This window comes from Emticicia sp. 17c (genome assembly GCF_037153985.1).
GTDB lineage: Bacteria > Bacteroidota > Bacteroidia > Cytophagales > Spirosomataceae > Emticicia.
In genome coordinates, this window is sequence record NZ_JBBAYI010000015.1 from 44,543 (window position 1) to 60,798 (window position 16,256).

General features: G+C 39.6%; 12 protein-coding genes. 6 read left to right on the forward strand and 6 right to left on the reverse strand.

Going from position 1 to position 16,256, the window contains the following annotated elements; genetic code table 11:
• Positions 1-52: 52 nt before the first annotated feature.
• Positions 53-1,396, reverse strand: coding sequence for a RagB/SusD family nutrient uptake outer membrane protein (locus WAA15_RS22010; RefSeq protein ID WP_337045002.1), 1,344 nt, complete (start codon positions 1,394-1,396; stop codon positions 53-55).
• 72 nt (positions 1,397-1,468) lie between these two features.
• Entirely contained in the window at positions 1,469-4,546 is a 3,078-nt protein-coding gene (locus tag WAA15_RS22015; protein ID WP_337045003.1) for a SusC/RagA family TonB-linked outer membrane protein, read from the reverse strand.
• A gap of 831 nt (positions 4,547-5,377) precedes the next feature.
• Between WAA15_RS22015 and WAA15_RS22020 the strand changes: the two genes are divergently transcribed.
• Complete coding sequence (locus WAA15_RS22020) at positions 5,378-6,010, forward strand: 4'-phosphopantetheinyl transferase family protein (RefSeq protein WP_337045004.1); 633 nt, start codon at positions 5,378-5,380, stop codon at positions 6,008-6,010.
• Between the two features lies 1 nt (position 6,011).
• Here the strand turns inward: WAA15_RS22020 and WAA15_RS22025 are convergent, their stop codons facing one another.
• Positions 6,012-6,848, reverse strand: coding sequence for a transglutaminase-like domain-containing protein (locus tag WAA15_RS22025; protein ID WP_337045005.1), 837 nt, complete (start codon positions 6,846-6,848; stop codon positions 6,012-6,014).
• 182 nt (positions 6,849-7,030) lie between these two features.
• Here WAA15_RS22025 and galE point away from each other — a divergent pair, with 182 nt between their 5' ends.
• Together galE and rfbB are read left to right on the forward strand one after the other, a co-directional pair.
• A complete protein-coding gene (galE, locus tag WAA15_RS22030) occupies positions 7,031-8,044 on the forward strand; it encodes a UDP-glucose 4-epimerase GalE (protein WP_337045006.1) in 1,014 nt (337 codons plus the stop codon).
• A 35-nt stretch (positions 8,045-8,079) separates the two neighbouring features.
• Positions 8,080-9,144, forward strand: coding sequence for a dTDP-glucose 4,6-dehydratase (gene rfbB, locus WAA15_RS22035; RefSeq protein ID WP_337045007.1), 1,065 nt, complete (start codon positions 8,080-8,082; stop codon positions 9,142-9,144).
• Between the two features lie 98 nt (positions 9,145-9,242).
• On the opposite strand, the gene WAA15_RS22040 is transcribed toward rfbB, so the two are convergent.
• The 3 genes from WAA15_RS22040 to rpsU form a co-directional block, all read right to left on the reverse strand.
• The gene (locus WAA15_RS22040) at positions 9,243-10,163 is read right to left on the reverse strand and encodes a bile acid:sodium symporter family protein (RefSeq protein ID WP_337045008.1); all 921 of its coding nucleotides are present in this window, start codon (positions 10,161-10,163) and stop codon (positions 9,243-9,245) included.
• Between the two features lie 55 nt (positions 10,164-10,218).
• A complete protein-coding gene (locus WAA15_RS22045) occupies positions 10,219-11,103 on the reverse strand; it encodes a tyrosine-type recombinase/integrase (protein ID WP_337045009.1) in 885 nt (294 codons plus the stop codon).
• A 111-nt stretch (positions 11,104-11,214) separates the two neighbouring features.
• Entirely contained in the window at positions 11,215-11,409 is a 195-nt protein-coding gene (gene rpsU, locus WAA15_RS22050) for a 30S ribosomal protein S21 (protein ID WP_337045010.1), read from the reverse strand.
• A gap of 162 nt (positions 11,410-11,571) precedes the next feature.
• Here rpsU and WAA15_RS22055 point away from each other — a divergent pair, with 162 nt between their 5' ends.
• From WAA15_RS22055 to WAA15_RS22065, 3 genes are all read left to right on the forward strand, one after another.
• A complete protein-coding gene (locus WAA15_RS22055) occupies positions 11,572-12,495 on the forward strand; it encodes a Ppx/GppA phosphatase family protein (protein ID WP_337045011.1) in 924 nt (307 codons plus the stop codon).
• Positions 12,496-12,708: 213 nt separating this feature from the next.
• Positions 12,709-13,515: an SDR family oxidoreductase gene (locus tag WAA15_RS22060; RefSeq protein WP_337045012.1), complete on the forward strand. Its 807-nt coding sequence runs from the start codon at positions 12,709-12,711 to the stop codon at positions 13,513-13,515.
• A gap of 84 nt (positions 13,516-13,599) precedes the next feature.
• Positions 13,600-16,251 (forward strand): MGH1-like glycoside hydrolase domain-containing protein, encoded by a 2,652-nt coding sequence (locus WAA15_RS22065; RefSeq protein WP_337045013.1) that lies wholly within the window; start codon positions 13,600-13,602, stop codon positions 16,249-16,251.
• Positions 16,252-16,256 lie beyond the last annotated feature (5 nt).

The window sequence follows — 16,256 nt, forward strand, 5'->3', positions numbered from 1 at the left end:
AAAAAGGAGAAGCGTTACACTTCTCCTTTTTTGTTGATGGCAATTCCCGTAATTAATATCCGGGATTTTGTACAAGAGATTTATTGGTATCTATTTCACGTTGTGGAATAGGAATAACCAGTTTGTTATCACTAAATGCCAACGTACCTACATTTCTCTTCAAACGTTTCGCATCATGAATTTGCTGACCTTCAAACGCTAATTCTAATTTACGCTCGGCTAATACATCGTTAAGTGTAACAGTACTTAGCAATGGCGCATTAGCTCTTGCTCTGATACGGTTAACATCACTTAGCGGAGTAGCTCCGGTGGTAGTACTTAAACGCAGATTTGCTTCTGCACGAATCAGATACATTTCGGCTAAACGTACCACTATAACATCGCCGTATTGGTCAAGATATTTAGCAGTATAAGTATTGTTCGACGCTCTTACAAAGAAAGAACCTCTTTGGTCGCCTGGTGAATAAAGGTTCAAATGTTTTGTCTGAACACGAATATCACCACGGCCCTGATACGTAGAAGGTGCATAGTAAGTATTCATATCATTAGCACCATCTTGGTCGGTTACAATCATTTTAAAGATAATTTCAGGGTCATTTGTTTCGTCAGAGAATGCTTCTGCGAAAGTACTTGTTAAAGCAAACTGAGCTCCTGTAATTACTTTGTTGGCCGCGTCGCGGGCAGCAGCATAGTTGCCTTGTTGTAGGTAAACTCTTGCCAGAATAGCCTGTGCCGCACTTTTTGACGCAAAACCTGAAGTATAGCTATTGCCTAAAAGAGATTCAGCCTTTGTTAAGTCTTCAAGAACTTGTGCATATACGGCAGCAACGGTTGCTCTTGAGCGATAATCAGCGTCACTTACTCCACGGGTTGGAGTAGTAACCAAAGGTACACCCAGATTAGTGTTGTTATCACCATCGCCCCAAGCTTTTCCCCAGAAACGAACTAAGTCAAAATACACTAGTCCACGAATAAATCGGGCTTCACCCTCAACTCTGCCTTTACTCACTTCTTCTACCTTATCAAGCGAGGCCAGAACGTTGTTAGTAATATTAATGGTGTTATAAGCCTGCAACCACGTTAACTGGGTTTGTCCGTTTGTGGTTGTAAAGGTTTTACGCCATAGTTCATCAAGCGTGGTGAAAGTTCCGGCAAATCTTACTTCTGCGTCATCGCCCAGTAAATCGCCTGAATACTGAATGGCACCGCCATATAGGTTAATACTACTCAAGGCATCATAAGCTCCGGTAAGTGTTACTTCTACTGCCTGCGAGGTACTAAGCGCGTCTGATTCTTCGATATATGCTGTCGGTTTTACGTCTAACTGTTTGTCACAGCTAGTCATAAATGCCACAATAGCACCTGTAAATAACCAATTTTTTATATTTTTATTCATTTTGTCTAATTGCTTTAAATATTTAACTAAATAATTACTGTTTTCTGAATCATTAAGTGCATGAAGCAGAAATTAGAAGCTGATATTTAAACCACCCATGATTGTTCTCGCTTGAGGTGTCGTATAAAAATCATAGCCCAAAGCAATATTTGATACAACGTCATCGGCATTTACTTCAGGGTCCCAACCAGAATACTTAGTGAAAGTCAATAGGTTTTGTCCTGTTACATAGAATCTTACGTTGCTTAGTTTTACTTTGTTAACAAGAGATTTTGGTAAATTATAAGCAAGGGTTACATTACGTAAACGAACAAATGACCCATCTTCAATGAAACGGCTTGATGCCTGCGCGCCATTATTAAAGAATAAACGAGCCTGAGGTACTCTTGTATTTGGGTTTTCAGGAGTCCAGGCAGCTAACTGGTTAACTGTTTGGTTATCTTCATAACGACCGTTAGCAGACGAGAAACGACCTACACCGTAGAAATTTAGTTTATTGCCAAACACACCATTAAAGAACACACTTAGTTCAAGCCCTTTGTAGCTGAATGTATTTGTGATACCACCAATCCATTTTGGAAGTGGGCTACCTACTACTACACGTTGCGCCTGTGAATAAACATTGGTAGTTTCTCTGTTTAACGAGCCATCGCTGTTTTTGGTATTTTTATAGAAAAGGGCATCTCCATTAGCAGGGTCAACACCTGCATACTCAACTGTGTAGAACACACCAAGTGGCTGGCCTTCAACGGCGCGGCTCATGTTGCTCAAGCCACCTTCAATTACCTGACCTTGAAGGTTAGTAATTTTGTTGGTATTTGTTGAAGCATTAATGCTTGTTTTCCATTTAAACTGGCCAACAAGGTTGTCGGTATTTAACACAAATTCAAAACCTTTATTGGTTAATGAACCTACGTTTTTATACTGTGTAGCAAAACCAGTTGTACCCGGAACATTCACTCTAAGTAATAAACCTGTTGTATTTTTTTCGTAGTAGTCAATTTCACCGTTGATACGGTTTTTCAAAATTCCGAAGTCGATACCTACGTCAACTTGTTGAGTTGTTTCCCATCCCAGATTTGGGTTAGCTAACTGGTAAGGGCGTTGACCCGGTTGTGCATTGTAACCAGCATCACCTGCAAATAAACCTAAAGGACCAAAGTTGTCAATTTCGGCGTTACCTGTTTTACCCCAGCTTGCACGCACTTTCAGGAAGCTGATAAGTTCGATGTTTTTCAGGAAGTTTTCTTCTGAGAGAATCCAGCCGGCAGATACCGCAGGGAAGAACCCATAACGGTTTGACTTACCAAAGCGTGAAGACGCATCGGTACGCGCACTTAACCCTAACAAATATTTTTCGTTAAACTTATAGTTCACACGTGCAAAATAAGAAAGGAAGTCGTAGTCTGATTGTGTTGAGCTTGCATCTGTTTTACGAGCCGCGCTGATAATCATGCGGTACGCATCAGACGGGAAATCTCTACCTTCGGCTGCATTGGTTTTAGTTTGATAATGCTGGAACGACATCCCCGCTGTTGCGTCAAACGAGTGTACGCCAATAGTTTTGTCATATACCAGATAGTTATTGGTATTGTAGTTTTCTACCCTTACAAAACGGTTATAGCCGTAGCCTAGTGGTGCGCCAAAGTTACGTTGGGTTTTGCTGTTATAATATTGTTCTTCCTGTTGATTCAATAAATCAACGGCTAATTCTGTACGGAAACGTAAACCCTTAAAGAAAGTGTACTCGCCAAATACATTGCTGATATTACGGTGTACTGTTGTATTGTAATAGGCGTTACCAATATTGATTAAGCCATTATAATACACAGGAATTGAAATATCACCCGGAGGCGTACCTGTTGGTAAGCCAGTTTCAGGGTCAGTAGCTGGTGTCATAGGAGGTAAAGCTACTAGCTGTTGCGGGTTGTCAAACTGACGGTCGCCCGATACACGTTCGTTCAACGAACGCGCCATGCTCATGTTCATACCTACGGTTATGCGGTCGCTAACTTTGTGTGTAAGGTTCATACGACCCGACATACGGTTAAAGGCATTACCTACCAGAATACCCTTTTGGTCTAATAACTGACCTGATAAGAAAATAGTAGTTTTATCTGAACCGCCGCTAATATTAAGGTCATATTGTTGAGAAGGTGCATCCTGATAAGCAAGGTTACCCCATTTGGTATCAGCTTGTTTAGCTGTGCCTAAGGTTCCTAAACTTTGTGTAATAAAGAAACCTTCCATATATGAAGTATATGAATCTGGGTCGGCAGGGTCATAACCATCGATGGCATCTGAATTAGCAGCAGCCATTCGATAAAAATCCATGTATTGTTTGGTATTTAAAAACTGCAATATGTTTGTTGGCTTGCTTTTACCATATTGCATACTGAAAGTGATTTTGCTTTTACCTGATTTACCTTTTTTGGTGGTAATCAGTACCACACCATTTGCCGCACGCGCTCCGTAGATAGCACCTGCTGAGGCATCTTTCAGAATTTCGATTGATTCAATGTCTTGTGGGTTAATATCAACCAATGGGTTGGTTTTACCACCCGAAATAGAAAGGTCAGCTTGTATTAACGGAATACCATCTAATACATATAGAGGTTCGTTAGAAGCACTAACCGACGACTGCCCGCGCACACGCACCTGAATACCCTGAGCTAATTTACCAGTACCCTGATTAATTTGTACTCCGGCAGCTTTACCCTGAATACTTTGCTCAAAAGTAGTAACAGGCATATCCTGTACTTCACTTGCTTTTATCTTAACGATATTTCCGGTTAAATCACGTTTAATTTGAGAACCATAACCTGTTACAACCACCTCGTTAAGGGTTTGTGTGGCCGGAACAAGTAAAAAGTCAACAATGCTACGGTTATTAACGGTTTGTTCCTGAGCAGTGAACCCAATAAAACTGGCTTGAATTACACTATTGGCCGGAACAGAAATCTTGTAGCTTCCATCAATATTAGTTGTAGTCCCTTTCGAACTACCCTTCACTGTAATAGAAACCCCCGGTAGTGGGGAACCGTCCTCTGTTGATGTAACTTTCCCTGTTACTTCAACGTCTTGTGCATTTCCCAAAAACGAAATAAAGAGAAACAGACAACTTAATGAAACCTGTAAAAGTTTGTTCATTCGCATTTTAGTTTGTTATAGGATTAATTAAAGAAATTAAAATTAAATTAAAGTTAAATAATTACCTCGCATATTGAAGTAAAATTATTAGAAACGGCAATAAAAAGTATTTAGATACAAAAGAAACTTGTAATAATTCAAAAAAAGATAATTAAGACTTTAATGAAAAAGAACGCTAAATGGCAGATATTATATTCATGGCAGCCCGGTTCGTTTAAACAAAAATAATGTTTTTTTTAATTTATAGATTAAGGTTAGTTTTTTTTTCTTACAAAAAATGTGCTTTATTTCTTCACAATTTAGATATATAACCTAAAAATGAGTACCAAAAAGCAAATCGTCTAGACAAAAGACGAGAAAAAAAGCTTTAGCGCTGTGTTTTTTACTTATAATTTTTCATTTTTAGGTATTTGTGTGGGTATTTATTTCTAATTTATAGTAGTTTATACTCAGTTTTAGTTTGTGCTTATCTTAAAAATATCTACAAAAATTAAAGATATGGTATTCTCTTGCTAACTAAACATCATTAAACGCGAATGCAAAAATTACTTTCCAAGAGGTATAAAAGAACCCCCAAAAGTTTTTTTTAATTGTATTATTCTCATAATAATCCAGTATCCTTAATGATACTTACAAATTCTAGCCTATATAGTGTTAGTAATTATCTTAGATAAAAAGAGGCTGCCTGTTGCCATAAAATGATGAATAAGAGTAGAAAGCCAAATTTCTGGAAACAGAAAAAATCTGATTCAGGTGGGGTATCGATAATAATTACTTTTATTTGCATATTCATGCAGCCCAATAGTATATGGGCTGAAATTTATTGTTGATATGCCCGTTATTATTGAGAAAACATACAAAAATCAACTATTTATAGCAGTCTGGGAAATAACAGAGTCGCATAACGAATTACAAGCCATGCTGCCTTCTGAAATTCTGACAGATGCAGAGCTGGCAAGTATACATCACCCACAAAAGCAGACAGAATTTTTTTGTAGCCGCCTTACCATTAAATATCTGGCTAATCAATTGGGTATCACATATCTGGGTATTAAAAAAGACGAATACGGAAAACCATATCTTGTGGGGTCAGACTGGCAGTTTTCATTAACACATACCGCTAATTATATAGCCGTAGCCATGCACCCGAACAAACCACTAGGGATAGATATGGAAAAACCTAACGAAACCCTCAGACGCATTGCCCATAAATTTCTATCTGAAACAGAAAGAGACGCCGCCGGTAATGATTTAGATAAACTTTGTATTTACTGGTCGGCTAAAGAAGCCCTATATAAACTCTACGGAAAGCGTAAGGTGATATTTATTGATAACCTGATGGTATATCCGTTCGAGAAGAACCAACAGGTTATCAGCGGAAGAATAAAAATGAGTAGCATTGATGAGCAATATCAATTACTTGTCGAAAAAATAGATAACTATTATCTGGTAACAGTCTGTTAGTCTATTCCATCATAAGTTTAAGTATTTTCTCAACTTCCTGCACTCGTTCAAGGTCTGATACTTTTTCAAAGGATACTATCAGGTTTCTTAACACCCTGCATATAATTTCCAGATTGGTGCAAGGCTGATAAAAGCTATCCTGAGGTACAAGGTGCATTTGTTTGATATAATTACTGATGTCAATTTTTGAGAAAATAAGCCCCCTGTTAAATACATTTATATAGAATTGTATCTGCGGATTCTTGTATGTCAAGACAAATAAGCTAGGCAGATTTACACCACTTACGGGCATTCCCAGTCGTTTGGCAATAAGCATATAAATTACACATAACGAAATAGGATTACCTTTTTTCTGCTCAAAAACCTGATTGAGCATCGAATTAGCCGGAGAGTGAAAATTCTTGGTATTTGATACAAACTTATACTTCTCGAAAAACACCTGATTCAGGATTCTTACTTGGTCGTGCGGGTGCAAATCATCTCTGAACTCGAGCCATACATCAAAATAAATATCGTTAATACTCTGGCGTAGTTTCTCCAGGCTCAGGTCAGGGTACTGATACGTAGCTATGAGCCACATACCTTCCAGCAAATCCTGATGGCCATCGTTTTTCCATGCTAACAGGCGGCTCGTTACCAGATTATACTGCAAGTCATGAATTAAGTCTTCTATTTTTTTTTGCAGCAAAGGGTTTAAACCGTTTTCCTGCCAATGGTCTTCTAGCATCGGAATAACCGCCCCACCTATATTTCGTAATTGCTTTTCTACGTGTTGTACTACCTCAATGTCATCATCATCAAGTAGTGTTACTAGAGCCTTTATTTCTGATTCCTTCATAGCTTTCCTCTATCTTGTTTATAAATGGCTGATTGTCAGTCTTTTAAATTTAAAGTGTCTGCCACGCCAAAACTTCAAAGCGCAAATTTTGTTAATTACACCTCTAAATTCATACTTTTGTCAAAAAAACAAGCAGTTTTGGTAAAACTTTTTTTTTAACCTTTAATAGTAGATTTTAGCTTATGAGAATTTTAGTTACAGGCGGAGCCGGCTTTATCGGTTCACATACGGTTGTAGAGCTGGTTAACGCAGGCTATGAGCCTGTTATTATTGATAATTTCAATAACTCTGAAAAAACTGTGCTAAAAGGATTGCGCAAAATCTTGAAGCGTCCTGTTAAATGTTATGAAAAAGATTGTAACGATGTAAAGGCACTCGAACAAATCTGTAAGAAAGAAAACATTGAAGGAGTAATTCATTTTGCTGCTTACAAAGCGGTAGGGGAGTCTGTTGAAAAACCTCTGAAATACTACGAAAACAATATAGGCTCTACCCTTAAAGTGCTAGAAGTAATGATGAAACTAGGTATTAAAAATCTGGTATTCTCTTCTTCTTGCACTGTATATGGCCAGCCCGATGCTATTCCGGTTACAGAAGATACCCCTCGTAAGCCTGCGGCCTCGCCTTATGGCAATACCAAAACTATCTGTGAGGATATCTTGCGCGATACCATAACAGCGGGTAATCCGTTAAAAATTATTGCTTTACGTTATTTTAACCCTATCGGAGCGCACCCTTCGGCGCACATTGGCGAACTACCCAGAGGTGTGCCAAGTAATTTGGTTCCTTTTATTACGCAAACAGCTATTGGTATCAGACCAAAGCTGACCGTATTTGGTAATGATTATAATACGCCTGATGGTACAAACGTCAGAGACTTTATTCATGTAGTTGATTTAGCCAAAGCGCACGTTTCGGCATTAAAATTGCTCGCTAATCAGCAAGATAACTATTATGATGTGTTCAATGTAGGAACAGGCCGCGGAAATACCGTTTTGGAAATTATCAAAGCCTTTGAGAAAGTTAACAAACTGAAACTCAACTATGAAATTGGCCCTCGTAGACCGGGCGATGTTGAAAAGATTTACGGAAGTGTAGAAAAAGCCGAGCAGATAATGGGCTGGAAAACTGAAAAAACGTTAGAAGATAGCGTAAAAGATGCTTGGAGATGGGAAAAGAAAATAGCTAAAAAATAATAATAGTGATAATTAACAGCGAAAGAAAATAAAAGATGCAATCGAAACACATATTAATTACTGGTGGTGCTGGCTTTATAGGGTCTCATGTTGTGCGTTTATTTGTAAACAAGTACCCCGATTATCAGATAGTTAATCTTGATAAACTCACTTATGCAGGTAACCTTGAGAATTTAAAAGATATTGAGCATTTACCGAATTATACCTTTGAAAAAGGTGATATTGTTGATGCCGATTTCCTGAAAGGGCTTTTTCAGAAATATAATTTTGATGGCGTTATTCATCTGGCAGCCGAGTCACACGTTGACAGGTCTATTTCTGACCCAATGGCATTTGTCATGACCAACGTAATCGGAACCGTGAATCTGCTTAATGCCGCCCGTGAAGCATGGAAACAAAGCAATTATGAAGGCAAACGCTTCTACCATGTTTCGACCGACGAGGTATATGGCGAATTACATGACCCTAAGGAGTTTTTCCTCGAAACAACGAGTTATGACCCGCGTTCGCCTTATTCGGCATCAAAGGCATCGTCAGACCATTTTGTGCGAGCTTACCACAATACGTACAAACTTCCGGTAGTGGTGTCTAATTGCTCAAACAACTATGGGCCTAATCATTTCCCTGAGAAGCTGATTCCGCTCATGATTAACAATATTATTCATAATTTGCCCCTACCCGTTTATGGCAAAGGCGAAAACGTGCGCGACTGGCTTTATGTAAAAGACCACGCACGTGCCATTGATGTAATTTTTCATAATGGGATAAACGGCGAAACTTATAACATCGGCGGATTTAATGAGTGGAAAAACATTGATTTGGTACACTTGTTATGCAAAATAATGGATGAGAAGCTCGGTCGCCCAGAAGGAACTTCCGCTAAACTTATTACCTACGTTCAGGACCGCGCAGGGCATGACCTCAGATACGCCATTGATGCAACAAAACTAATGAACGAGTTAGGCTGGCAGCCATCTTTGCAGTTTGAAGAAGGGCTTACCAATACAGTAGAATGGTATTTGTCTAATACAGAATGGTTAACACACGTTACCAGTGGCGATTACCTCAATTACTACGAGAGCATGTATACTAACAGGTAAATAAATTAGTTATTTATAAAACAAATGCCGTAGGTTATTAATCTACGGCATTTGTTTTATGATTTAATTCAAACAGCTTTATGATAGATAAAAGCTAGCTAATCGACTGATTTTTTACTCCAGAAACTAGCTAGTAAGGAGCCATTGATATTCATAATAGGCCCGAAAAGTGCCGGTGCTACGCCAACCGTAGCCAGTTTTCCCATGGCTTTGGCCAGCCCCGAGGCTAATCCGGCATTTTGCAGCCCTACCTCAATGGCCACCGTCCGGCAATCCTGTTCTGATAATCTGCATAGGCGCGCACTCCAGTAACCTAACAAAAATCCTCCAATATTATGTAATATCGTAGCTAGTACTAAAGCCAGCCCCACACTTTGTAGTGATTTTTGCCCCGTTGCGGTTATAATAGTAATAATAACCACAATGCCTCCCATCGAAATAAATGGTAATATTTTATGCAGCCATACGCTTTGTTTCTTTAAGAAACGGTTAATTAAAAAACCGATAATAATAGGAATGATAATCATTTTGATGATGTCGGTCATCATCGACCAGAAATCAATAGAAATAAATTGCCCGCCCAGTAGTTTCATCAGAAAAGGCGTTAGCAGCGGGGCCAGTATAGTAGCTAACGAGGTAATGGTTATTGATAAAGCCACATTAGCCTTTGAAATATACGAAATTACATTTGAGGCCAAGCCACTTGGCGAGCAGCCCACCAAAATAACCCCCGCCGCAATTTCTGGCGGAAAACTAAATGTTTTGGCAATAGCAAAGCCTAAAAATGGCATAATAGTAAACTGGCATACCAAACCCACTACAACAGCTTTAGGCATTTTAATAACTCCCAGAAAATCTTCGTAGGTCATGGTTGTTCCCATGCCGAACATAATTATCTGTAAAAGCGGAATAATTAATTCTTTTAACTGAAATCCACTGATTTCAATAAAGTACTGTGGAAAAAAATAGGCTAACGAAACTGCCACAATCAGGCAGAGCGTGTAAAGGTGGTTTTTCATTAATTGTTATAGTTTTAGGTTGAATGTCTGGTGTGTAGAGGCTTATACGCCCTACTCAGGCCTTAGGGTGTGCCTGTTGAAAAACCTTCTTGAGTTTTTCAATGGTGTTGTGGGTATACACCTGCGTGGCAGCCAAACTGGTATGACCCAATAAGTCTTTAATAGCATTGAGGTCGGCACCGCGGTTAAGCAGGTGGGTAGCAAAAGTATGCCGAAGCACGTGTGGGCTTCGTTGCTCAAGAGAGGTAACCAGCGATAAGTACTTTTTTACTAAGCGTTGAATAAACATCGGATACGCCTGTGTACCATTATCGGTAATTATCAGATATGGAATAGCCGAATCACTCTCAACTATTTCTTCTCTGTGTTTCAGATAGTTTGTAAGGGCCTCAACCAGTGTTTTATTGATAGGTATAACCCTGTGTTTGTTGCGTTTGCCTAATACAACCAGCGTATGATTATAAAAATTAATGTCAGATACCTTTAAGCCAATAAGCTCGGCAAGCCGCATACCCGTGCCATAAAGCAGTTCTAGCACCAGTTTGTCGCGCAGCCCTGCAAAATCATTTTCAAATGCTACTTCATCGAGCATGGTTTGCATGGGTTTTTCTTCAACAAATCGGGGTAAACTACGGTCAGTTTTAAGGGCTTTAATTTTGAGCATAGGGTCGGCGTCAATAGCTTTCCGACGAAGTAAAAAATTATAGAAACTTCGTAAAGTAGCAATTTTGCGGTTAATGCTGCGGTTGTCGAGTTTTTCTTCTGCCAGACTGGCAATCCATGAGCGTATCATCTGCGTGTCGGCCTTTTCTGGCGTTTGCAGTTCATACTGAAAGGCAAGGTATAGCGAAAACTGCTTCATGTCATTTTCATAAGCCGTAATGGTATGATGACTGAGCCGTTTTTCGTATTGGATGTATTGTAGAAAATAAGAAACCATACTAGCAGTAAACAATTGGCTATAAGCTATTGAACTGCTAATATGGCTTAAAATATATCAAGATACAATTAACAAACGAACTTTTATTGTTCAGAGTCGATTGCCAATTGATTAAATTTCTTCACTGTTTCTTAACTGGCTAACATAACGAGCATGAATAATTTCGTTACGGCGAGCTACTGAAGGTTTCTCGAAAGACTGACGTTTACGCAACTGACGCAATACACCTGTTTTCTCAAATTTTTTCTTAAAACGTTTTAACGCTTTATCGATAGATTCGTTTTCTTTTACGTTTACTACTAACATATAAATACACCTCCTTTTGTTTGGGGATGCAAAGGTAGAAAGAATAGTTTTATTTATCAAGTATTCGCCTGATTTTAAAGAAATTAAATTAAGTGTAATTCCTTTTGAACCTTTTTTAATAGTAGCTTTGCAGTAGTTATTATTTTTATTGAATATTTCTGCATGAAAATCGCCGTTATTGATTTAGGTACCAATACATTTCATTTACTAATTGTTGAAAACAAACAAACCCTTTACAGAGAATCGATTCCCGCTAAAATTGGAAAAGGGGGTATCAGTCAGGGCATTATTTCAGAAGAAGGTATCCTGAGGGCCTTAAATGTACTGAAACATTTCAAACAGGTAATTGAGGCGCAGCACATAGACCCTGCACAGATTTTTGCTATTGGTACAAGTGCTATCAGAAATGCAGCTAACAAAGAAGAATTTATTCAGAGGGTAAACACAGAAACCGGTTTACAGATACAGGTTATTTCTGGCGATAAAGAGGCAGAACTCATTTACTACGGAGTAAGAGAAGCCGTGCAAATAACAGAACCTTCGATGATTGTAGATATCGGAGGTGGAAGCGTAGAGTTCATTATCTGTTCTGACAATAAAGTTTTCTGGAAACAAAGTTTTGAAATAGGAGGGCAGCGGCTAATGGATAAGTTCATGAAAAATGACCCTATTTCGATGCGTTCGGTGCAGCAGATGGATGATTTTTTCCGTGAAAAACTGCTGCCGTTGGCCAATGCCTGCCACCAATATGCACCTAAAACGCTTATTGGCTCATCGGGGTCGTTCGATACATTGGTAGATATGTTTTTTATGCGGGAAAAAGGTGAGTTCCCGCCTGTCGAGCAAGTTAGTTTTGAGTATCCTCTGCCAGAATTTTACCGTGCCTATGACGAACTGATTTTTAAAAATCATGCTGAACGAATGGCAGTTCCCGGAATGATTGAGTTACGGGTAGATATGATAGTAGTGGCCGTTTGCCTTATTAAATACCTTATTCAAACCTTTGAAATAAGCCATGTAAGGGTATCAGCGTATGCACTCAAAGAAGGCATTCTGGCTAAAATTATGTCAGATAATTCGCTCTGAAATATTCCAGAAATATATCACAAATGTGGGTTTGGTATTGTCAGAAATAGCATTTTAACGGTGCTTTAATCTGATTTCAATATTTTTTTTATTTTTCTCTCCTTACTTTGCTCCAACAAGATACCAGCTATTTTTGTTAAATATAGTAAAAGAAGTAGCTAATGAGCTTCTTCTGGGGTGTTACCCATTCAATTCATTTTAACAGAATCCATCATGGCAGAAAAAAAACTAGCAGGCCAGTCGGCACTTGTCACAGGGGCAAGTTCAGGTATTGGTGAGGGCGTAGCTTTAGCTTTGGGCGAAGCAGGAGCCAATGTAGTAGTTAATTATAATTCTAACCCCGATGCAGCTAATGCAGTAGTTGAAAAAATCAGGGCATTTGGTAGTAAAGCAATTGCAGTTCAGGCAGATGTGAGTAAGGAAGAAGCCGTGCAGGATATGTTCAAGCAGATGTTTGAGGCTTTTGGTACGATTGATATTCTGGTAAACAACGCAGGTTTACAGAAAGATGCCAAGTTCGACGAAATGACCCTAACCCAATGGCAAACAGTAATAGATATTAACCTGACGGGCCAGTTTTTGTGTGCCAGAGAAGCCATTCGGGAATTTCTTCGTCGTGGCCCTGTGCCGGAGCGTTCGCTTGCAACGGGTAAAATTATTTGCATGAGTTCTGTACATGAGCTTATTCCGTGGGCTGGCCATGTTAACTATGCTTCTTCTAAAGGAGCCATTAAAATGTTGATGCAAAGTCTGGCACAGGAATATGGCGACAGAAAAATCCGTGTCAATAGTATATGTCCGGGGGCTATTCAGACCCCAATTAACCGAGCCGCTTGGGAAACTCCTCAGGCACTTAACAGCCTTATGACTCTGATTCCATATAATCGTATCGGACAACCCAGCGATATTGGTAAACTGGCTGTATTTCTGGCCTCTGATGACTCGGATTACATTACCGGAACAAGTATTTTTATTGATGGAGGTATGACCGTCTTTGAAGGCTTTGCCACTGGTGGGTAATCATTAAGGGTTTCTATAAATCAGGCTACTAAATCCACGTTATATTACATCCGTCTGGCCACCTGTTGGTGCTGCAACTATACTATGAACGCTGAACAAGAAAGGTTAAATAACAATGCGCTTAAGGCTGTTCCGCTCGAAAAATGGGGCCCTTATCTGTCAGAAAGGCAATGGGCTACTGTCAGAGAAGATTACAGTATTAACGGTGACGCGTGGGCGTATTTCCCACATGACCACGCTCGTTCGAGGGCTTATCGATGGGGAGAAGATGGGTTGGGAGGTATTTCTGACTCACGGCAAAACCTCTGTTTTGCACTGGCCCTCTGGAATGGCAAAGACCGTATACTGAAAGAACGGCTTTTTGGGCTAACCAATAGCGAGGGCAATCATGGCGAGGACGTAAAAGAACTATACTATTACCTCGATAATGTGCCTACGCATTCTTACATGAAGTTTCTTTATAAATATCCGATTGAAGCGTTTCCGTATGAAAAACTAATTGAAGAAAACCATAACAGAACCAGACAAGAACCCGAGTACGAAGTACTTGACACGGGTGTTTTTGATGATGACCGCTACTTTGATGTCTGGGTTGAATATGCCAAAAATAACTCAGAAGATATTTGTATTCAGATTGAGGTTTATAACAGAAGTAACCAGAATGCAACTATTTGGATTTTACCAACGTTATGGTTCCATAATAGCTGGGCCTATGGTGGGGTGTCTGAAAAACCTTCCATAAAAATCCATGCTAGTGGCTGTGTAAGGGCTAGCCATGAGTTACTCGGGGAGTATTTTTTATATTTTCAGCAGGCGAAAGACACACTCTTTACTGAGAATGAAACAAATGTAGCAAGGATTTTTGGCGATGAAAACGCCAGCCCTTTCGTAAAAGATGCCTTTCATGAGGCTATTTGTGAGGGTAATGAAGCATTGTATGATTTAATAAAAAATACGCAACAGGGAACCAAATTTGCCCCTCTTTATGAATTAAATATCCAGAGCAAATCGTCAGAAAAGATTCAGCTCCGGTTGACAAACACACAAAATGCTGACCCTTTTAGTGATAGCTTTACTCAGGTATTTTCAGATAGATACCACGAAGCTGAAGAGTTTTATCAGCGGTTTATGCCGTCAGAAAGTACAAACTCAGAAAATGTCAGAGCAAACGATTTAAAGAACATTCAAAGACAGGCTTTAGCCGGATTACTCTGGAGCAAGCAGTATTATCATTATGATATTGAACGCTGGCTTGAGGGAGACCCTAACCAGATTGCTCCGCCTGTTGAGCGTTTTCTGGGCAGAAATGCCGACTGGACCCATTTAAAAAATCAGGATGTTATTTCAATGCCCGATAAATGGGAATACCCGTGGTATGCCGCTTGGGACCTTGCCTTTCATTGTGTGCCAATGGCCATGCTCGACCCCGCATTTGCCAAAAACCAACTGATTTTAATTACAAGAGAATGGTATATGAGCCCAAATGGGCAGATACCTGCCTACGAATGGAATTTCTCGGACGTAAACCCGCCTGTGCACGCGTGGTCGGCTTTATCTATTTATCGGATAGAGAAAACCTTACATGGCAAAGAGGATGTGGGTTTTCTGAAAAGAATTTTTCAGAAGCTGCTCATTAATTTTACATGGTGGGCTAATCGCGAAGACGAAAACGGGAATAATATCTTTAGTGGTGGTTTTCTTGGGCTTGATAATATTGCCGTTATTGACCGCGACAACCTGCCATTTGATTCGCATCTGGAACAGGTAGACGCTACTGCATGGATGGCTATGTATGCGCTAAACATGATGGATATTGCACTGGAAATTGCCCAGCATGACCCAAGTTTTGAAGATGTAGCCACTAAATTCTATGAGCATTTTGTGTTGATAGCCGAGTCGCTCAATGAAGGGCTGTGGGATACCGACGATAATTTCTTTTATGACCTGCTCTACACGAAAAGCGGGAAAATTACCCCTATGAAAGTGCGCTCTATTGTTGGGCTGAGTGCTTTATTCGCGGTTTCGATTATAGACCAGAAAAAAATACAAAACCTGCCTGATTTTAAAAAGCGAATTACCTACATAAGAGACTACCGCAAGAAAGCTGGCAAATTTTTGCCAAGCGAACAAATGGCCGAAGATGGCAATATATTGTTGTCGTTAGTGAACCGGAATATGCTGACTAAACTCTTACACGTAATGCTTGATGAAACCGAGTTTTTGTCGGTAGGTGGTATCAGGGCTTTATCAAAGTATTATGAGCAACATCCGTATTCGGTTAATATTCATGAGGTAGACTATACCATACATTACGTATCAGGCGATTCGGATTCGGCTATGTTTGGGGGTAATTCTAACTGGCGTGGCCCTGTCTGGATGCCAATTAACTACTTAATCATTAAGTCTTTAAAAAAATACCATCAGTTCTATGGCGATAGCTTCAAGGTAGAGTTTCCGACAGGCTCAGGAATGTTCATGAATCTGGATGAAATCTCTGGTTCTCTGGCAAATCGGGTGGTGAGCATTTTCCAACAAGATGCTGCGGGTGGAAGATTAGTACATGGAGCCTATCAAGATTTTTATAAAAAGCCTGAAAATCAGCATCTGTTGCTTTTCTATGAATATTTTGATGGTGATTCGGCGCGTGGAGTAGGGGCGTCGCATCAAACCGGCTGGACAGCCGTTATCGCTGAGTTAATCAATCAGGCTGTTTGGGAGAAAGAAACTACAAAATAAAACTG

What these genes read in the sequence shown, in the direction of transcription:
- WAA15_RS22010 (WP_337045002.1), bottom strand. Translation starts at nt 1,396, where the DNA reads ATGAATAAAAATATAAAAAATTGGTTATTTACAGGTGCTATTGTGGCA.
- WAA15_RS22015 (WP_337045003.1), bottom strand. Translation starts at nt 4,546, where the DNA reads ATGAACAAACTTTTACAGGTTTCATTAAGTTGTCTGTTTCTCTTTATT.
- WAA15_RS22020 (WP_337045004.1), top strand. Translation starts at nt 5,378, where the DNA reads ATGCCCGTTATTATTGAGAAAACATACAAAAATCAACTATTTATAGCA.
- WAA15_RS22025 (WP_337045005.1), bottom strand. Translation starts at nt 6,848, where the DNA reads ATGAAGGAATCAGAAATAAAGGCTCTAGTAACACTACTTGATGATGAT.
- galE (WP_337045006.1), top strand. Translation starts at nt 7,031, where the DNA reads ATGAGAATTTTAGTTACAGGCGGAGCCGGCTTTATCGGTTCACATACG.
- rfbB (WP_337045007.1), top strand. Translation starts at nt 8,080, where the DNA reads ATGCAATCGAAACACATATTAATTACTGGTGGTGCTGGCTTTATAGGG.
- WAA15_RS22040 (WP_337045008.1), bottom strand. Translation starts at nt 10,163, where the DNA reads ATGAAAAACCACCTTTACACGCTCTGCCTGATTGTGGCAGTTTCGTTA.
- WAA15_RS22045 (WP_337045009.1), bottom strand. Translation starts at nt 11,103, where the DNA reads ATGGTTTCTTATTTTCTACAATACATCCAATACGAAAAACGGCTCAGT.
- rpsU (WP_337045010.1), bottom strand. Translation starts at nt 11,409, where the DNA reads ATGTTAGTAGTAAACGTAAAAGAAAACGAATCTATCGATAAAGCGTTA.
- WAA15_RS22055 (WP_337045011.1), top strand. Translation starts at nt 11,572, where the DNA reads ATGAAAATCGCCGTTATTGATTTAGGTACCAATACATTTCATTTACTA.
- WAA15_RS22060 (WP_337045012.1), top strand. Translation starts at nt 12,709, where the DNA reads ATGGCAGAAAAAAAACTAGCAGGCCAGTCGGCACTTGTCACAGGGGCA.
- WAA15_RS22065 (WP_337045013.1), top strand. Translation starts at nt 13,600, where the DNA reads ATGAACGCTGAACAAGAAAGGTTAAATAACAATGCGCTTAAGGCTGTT.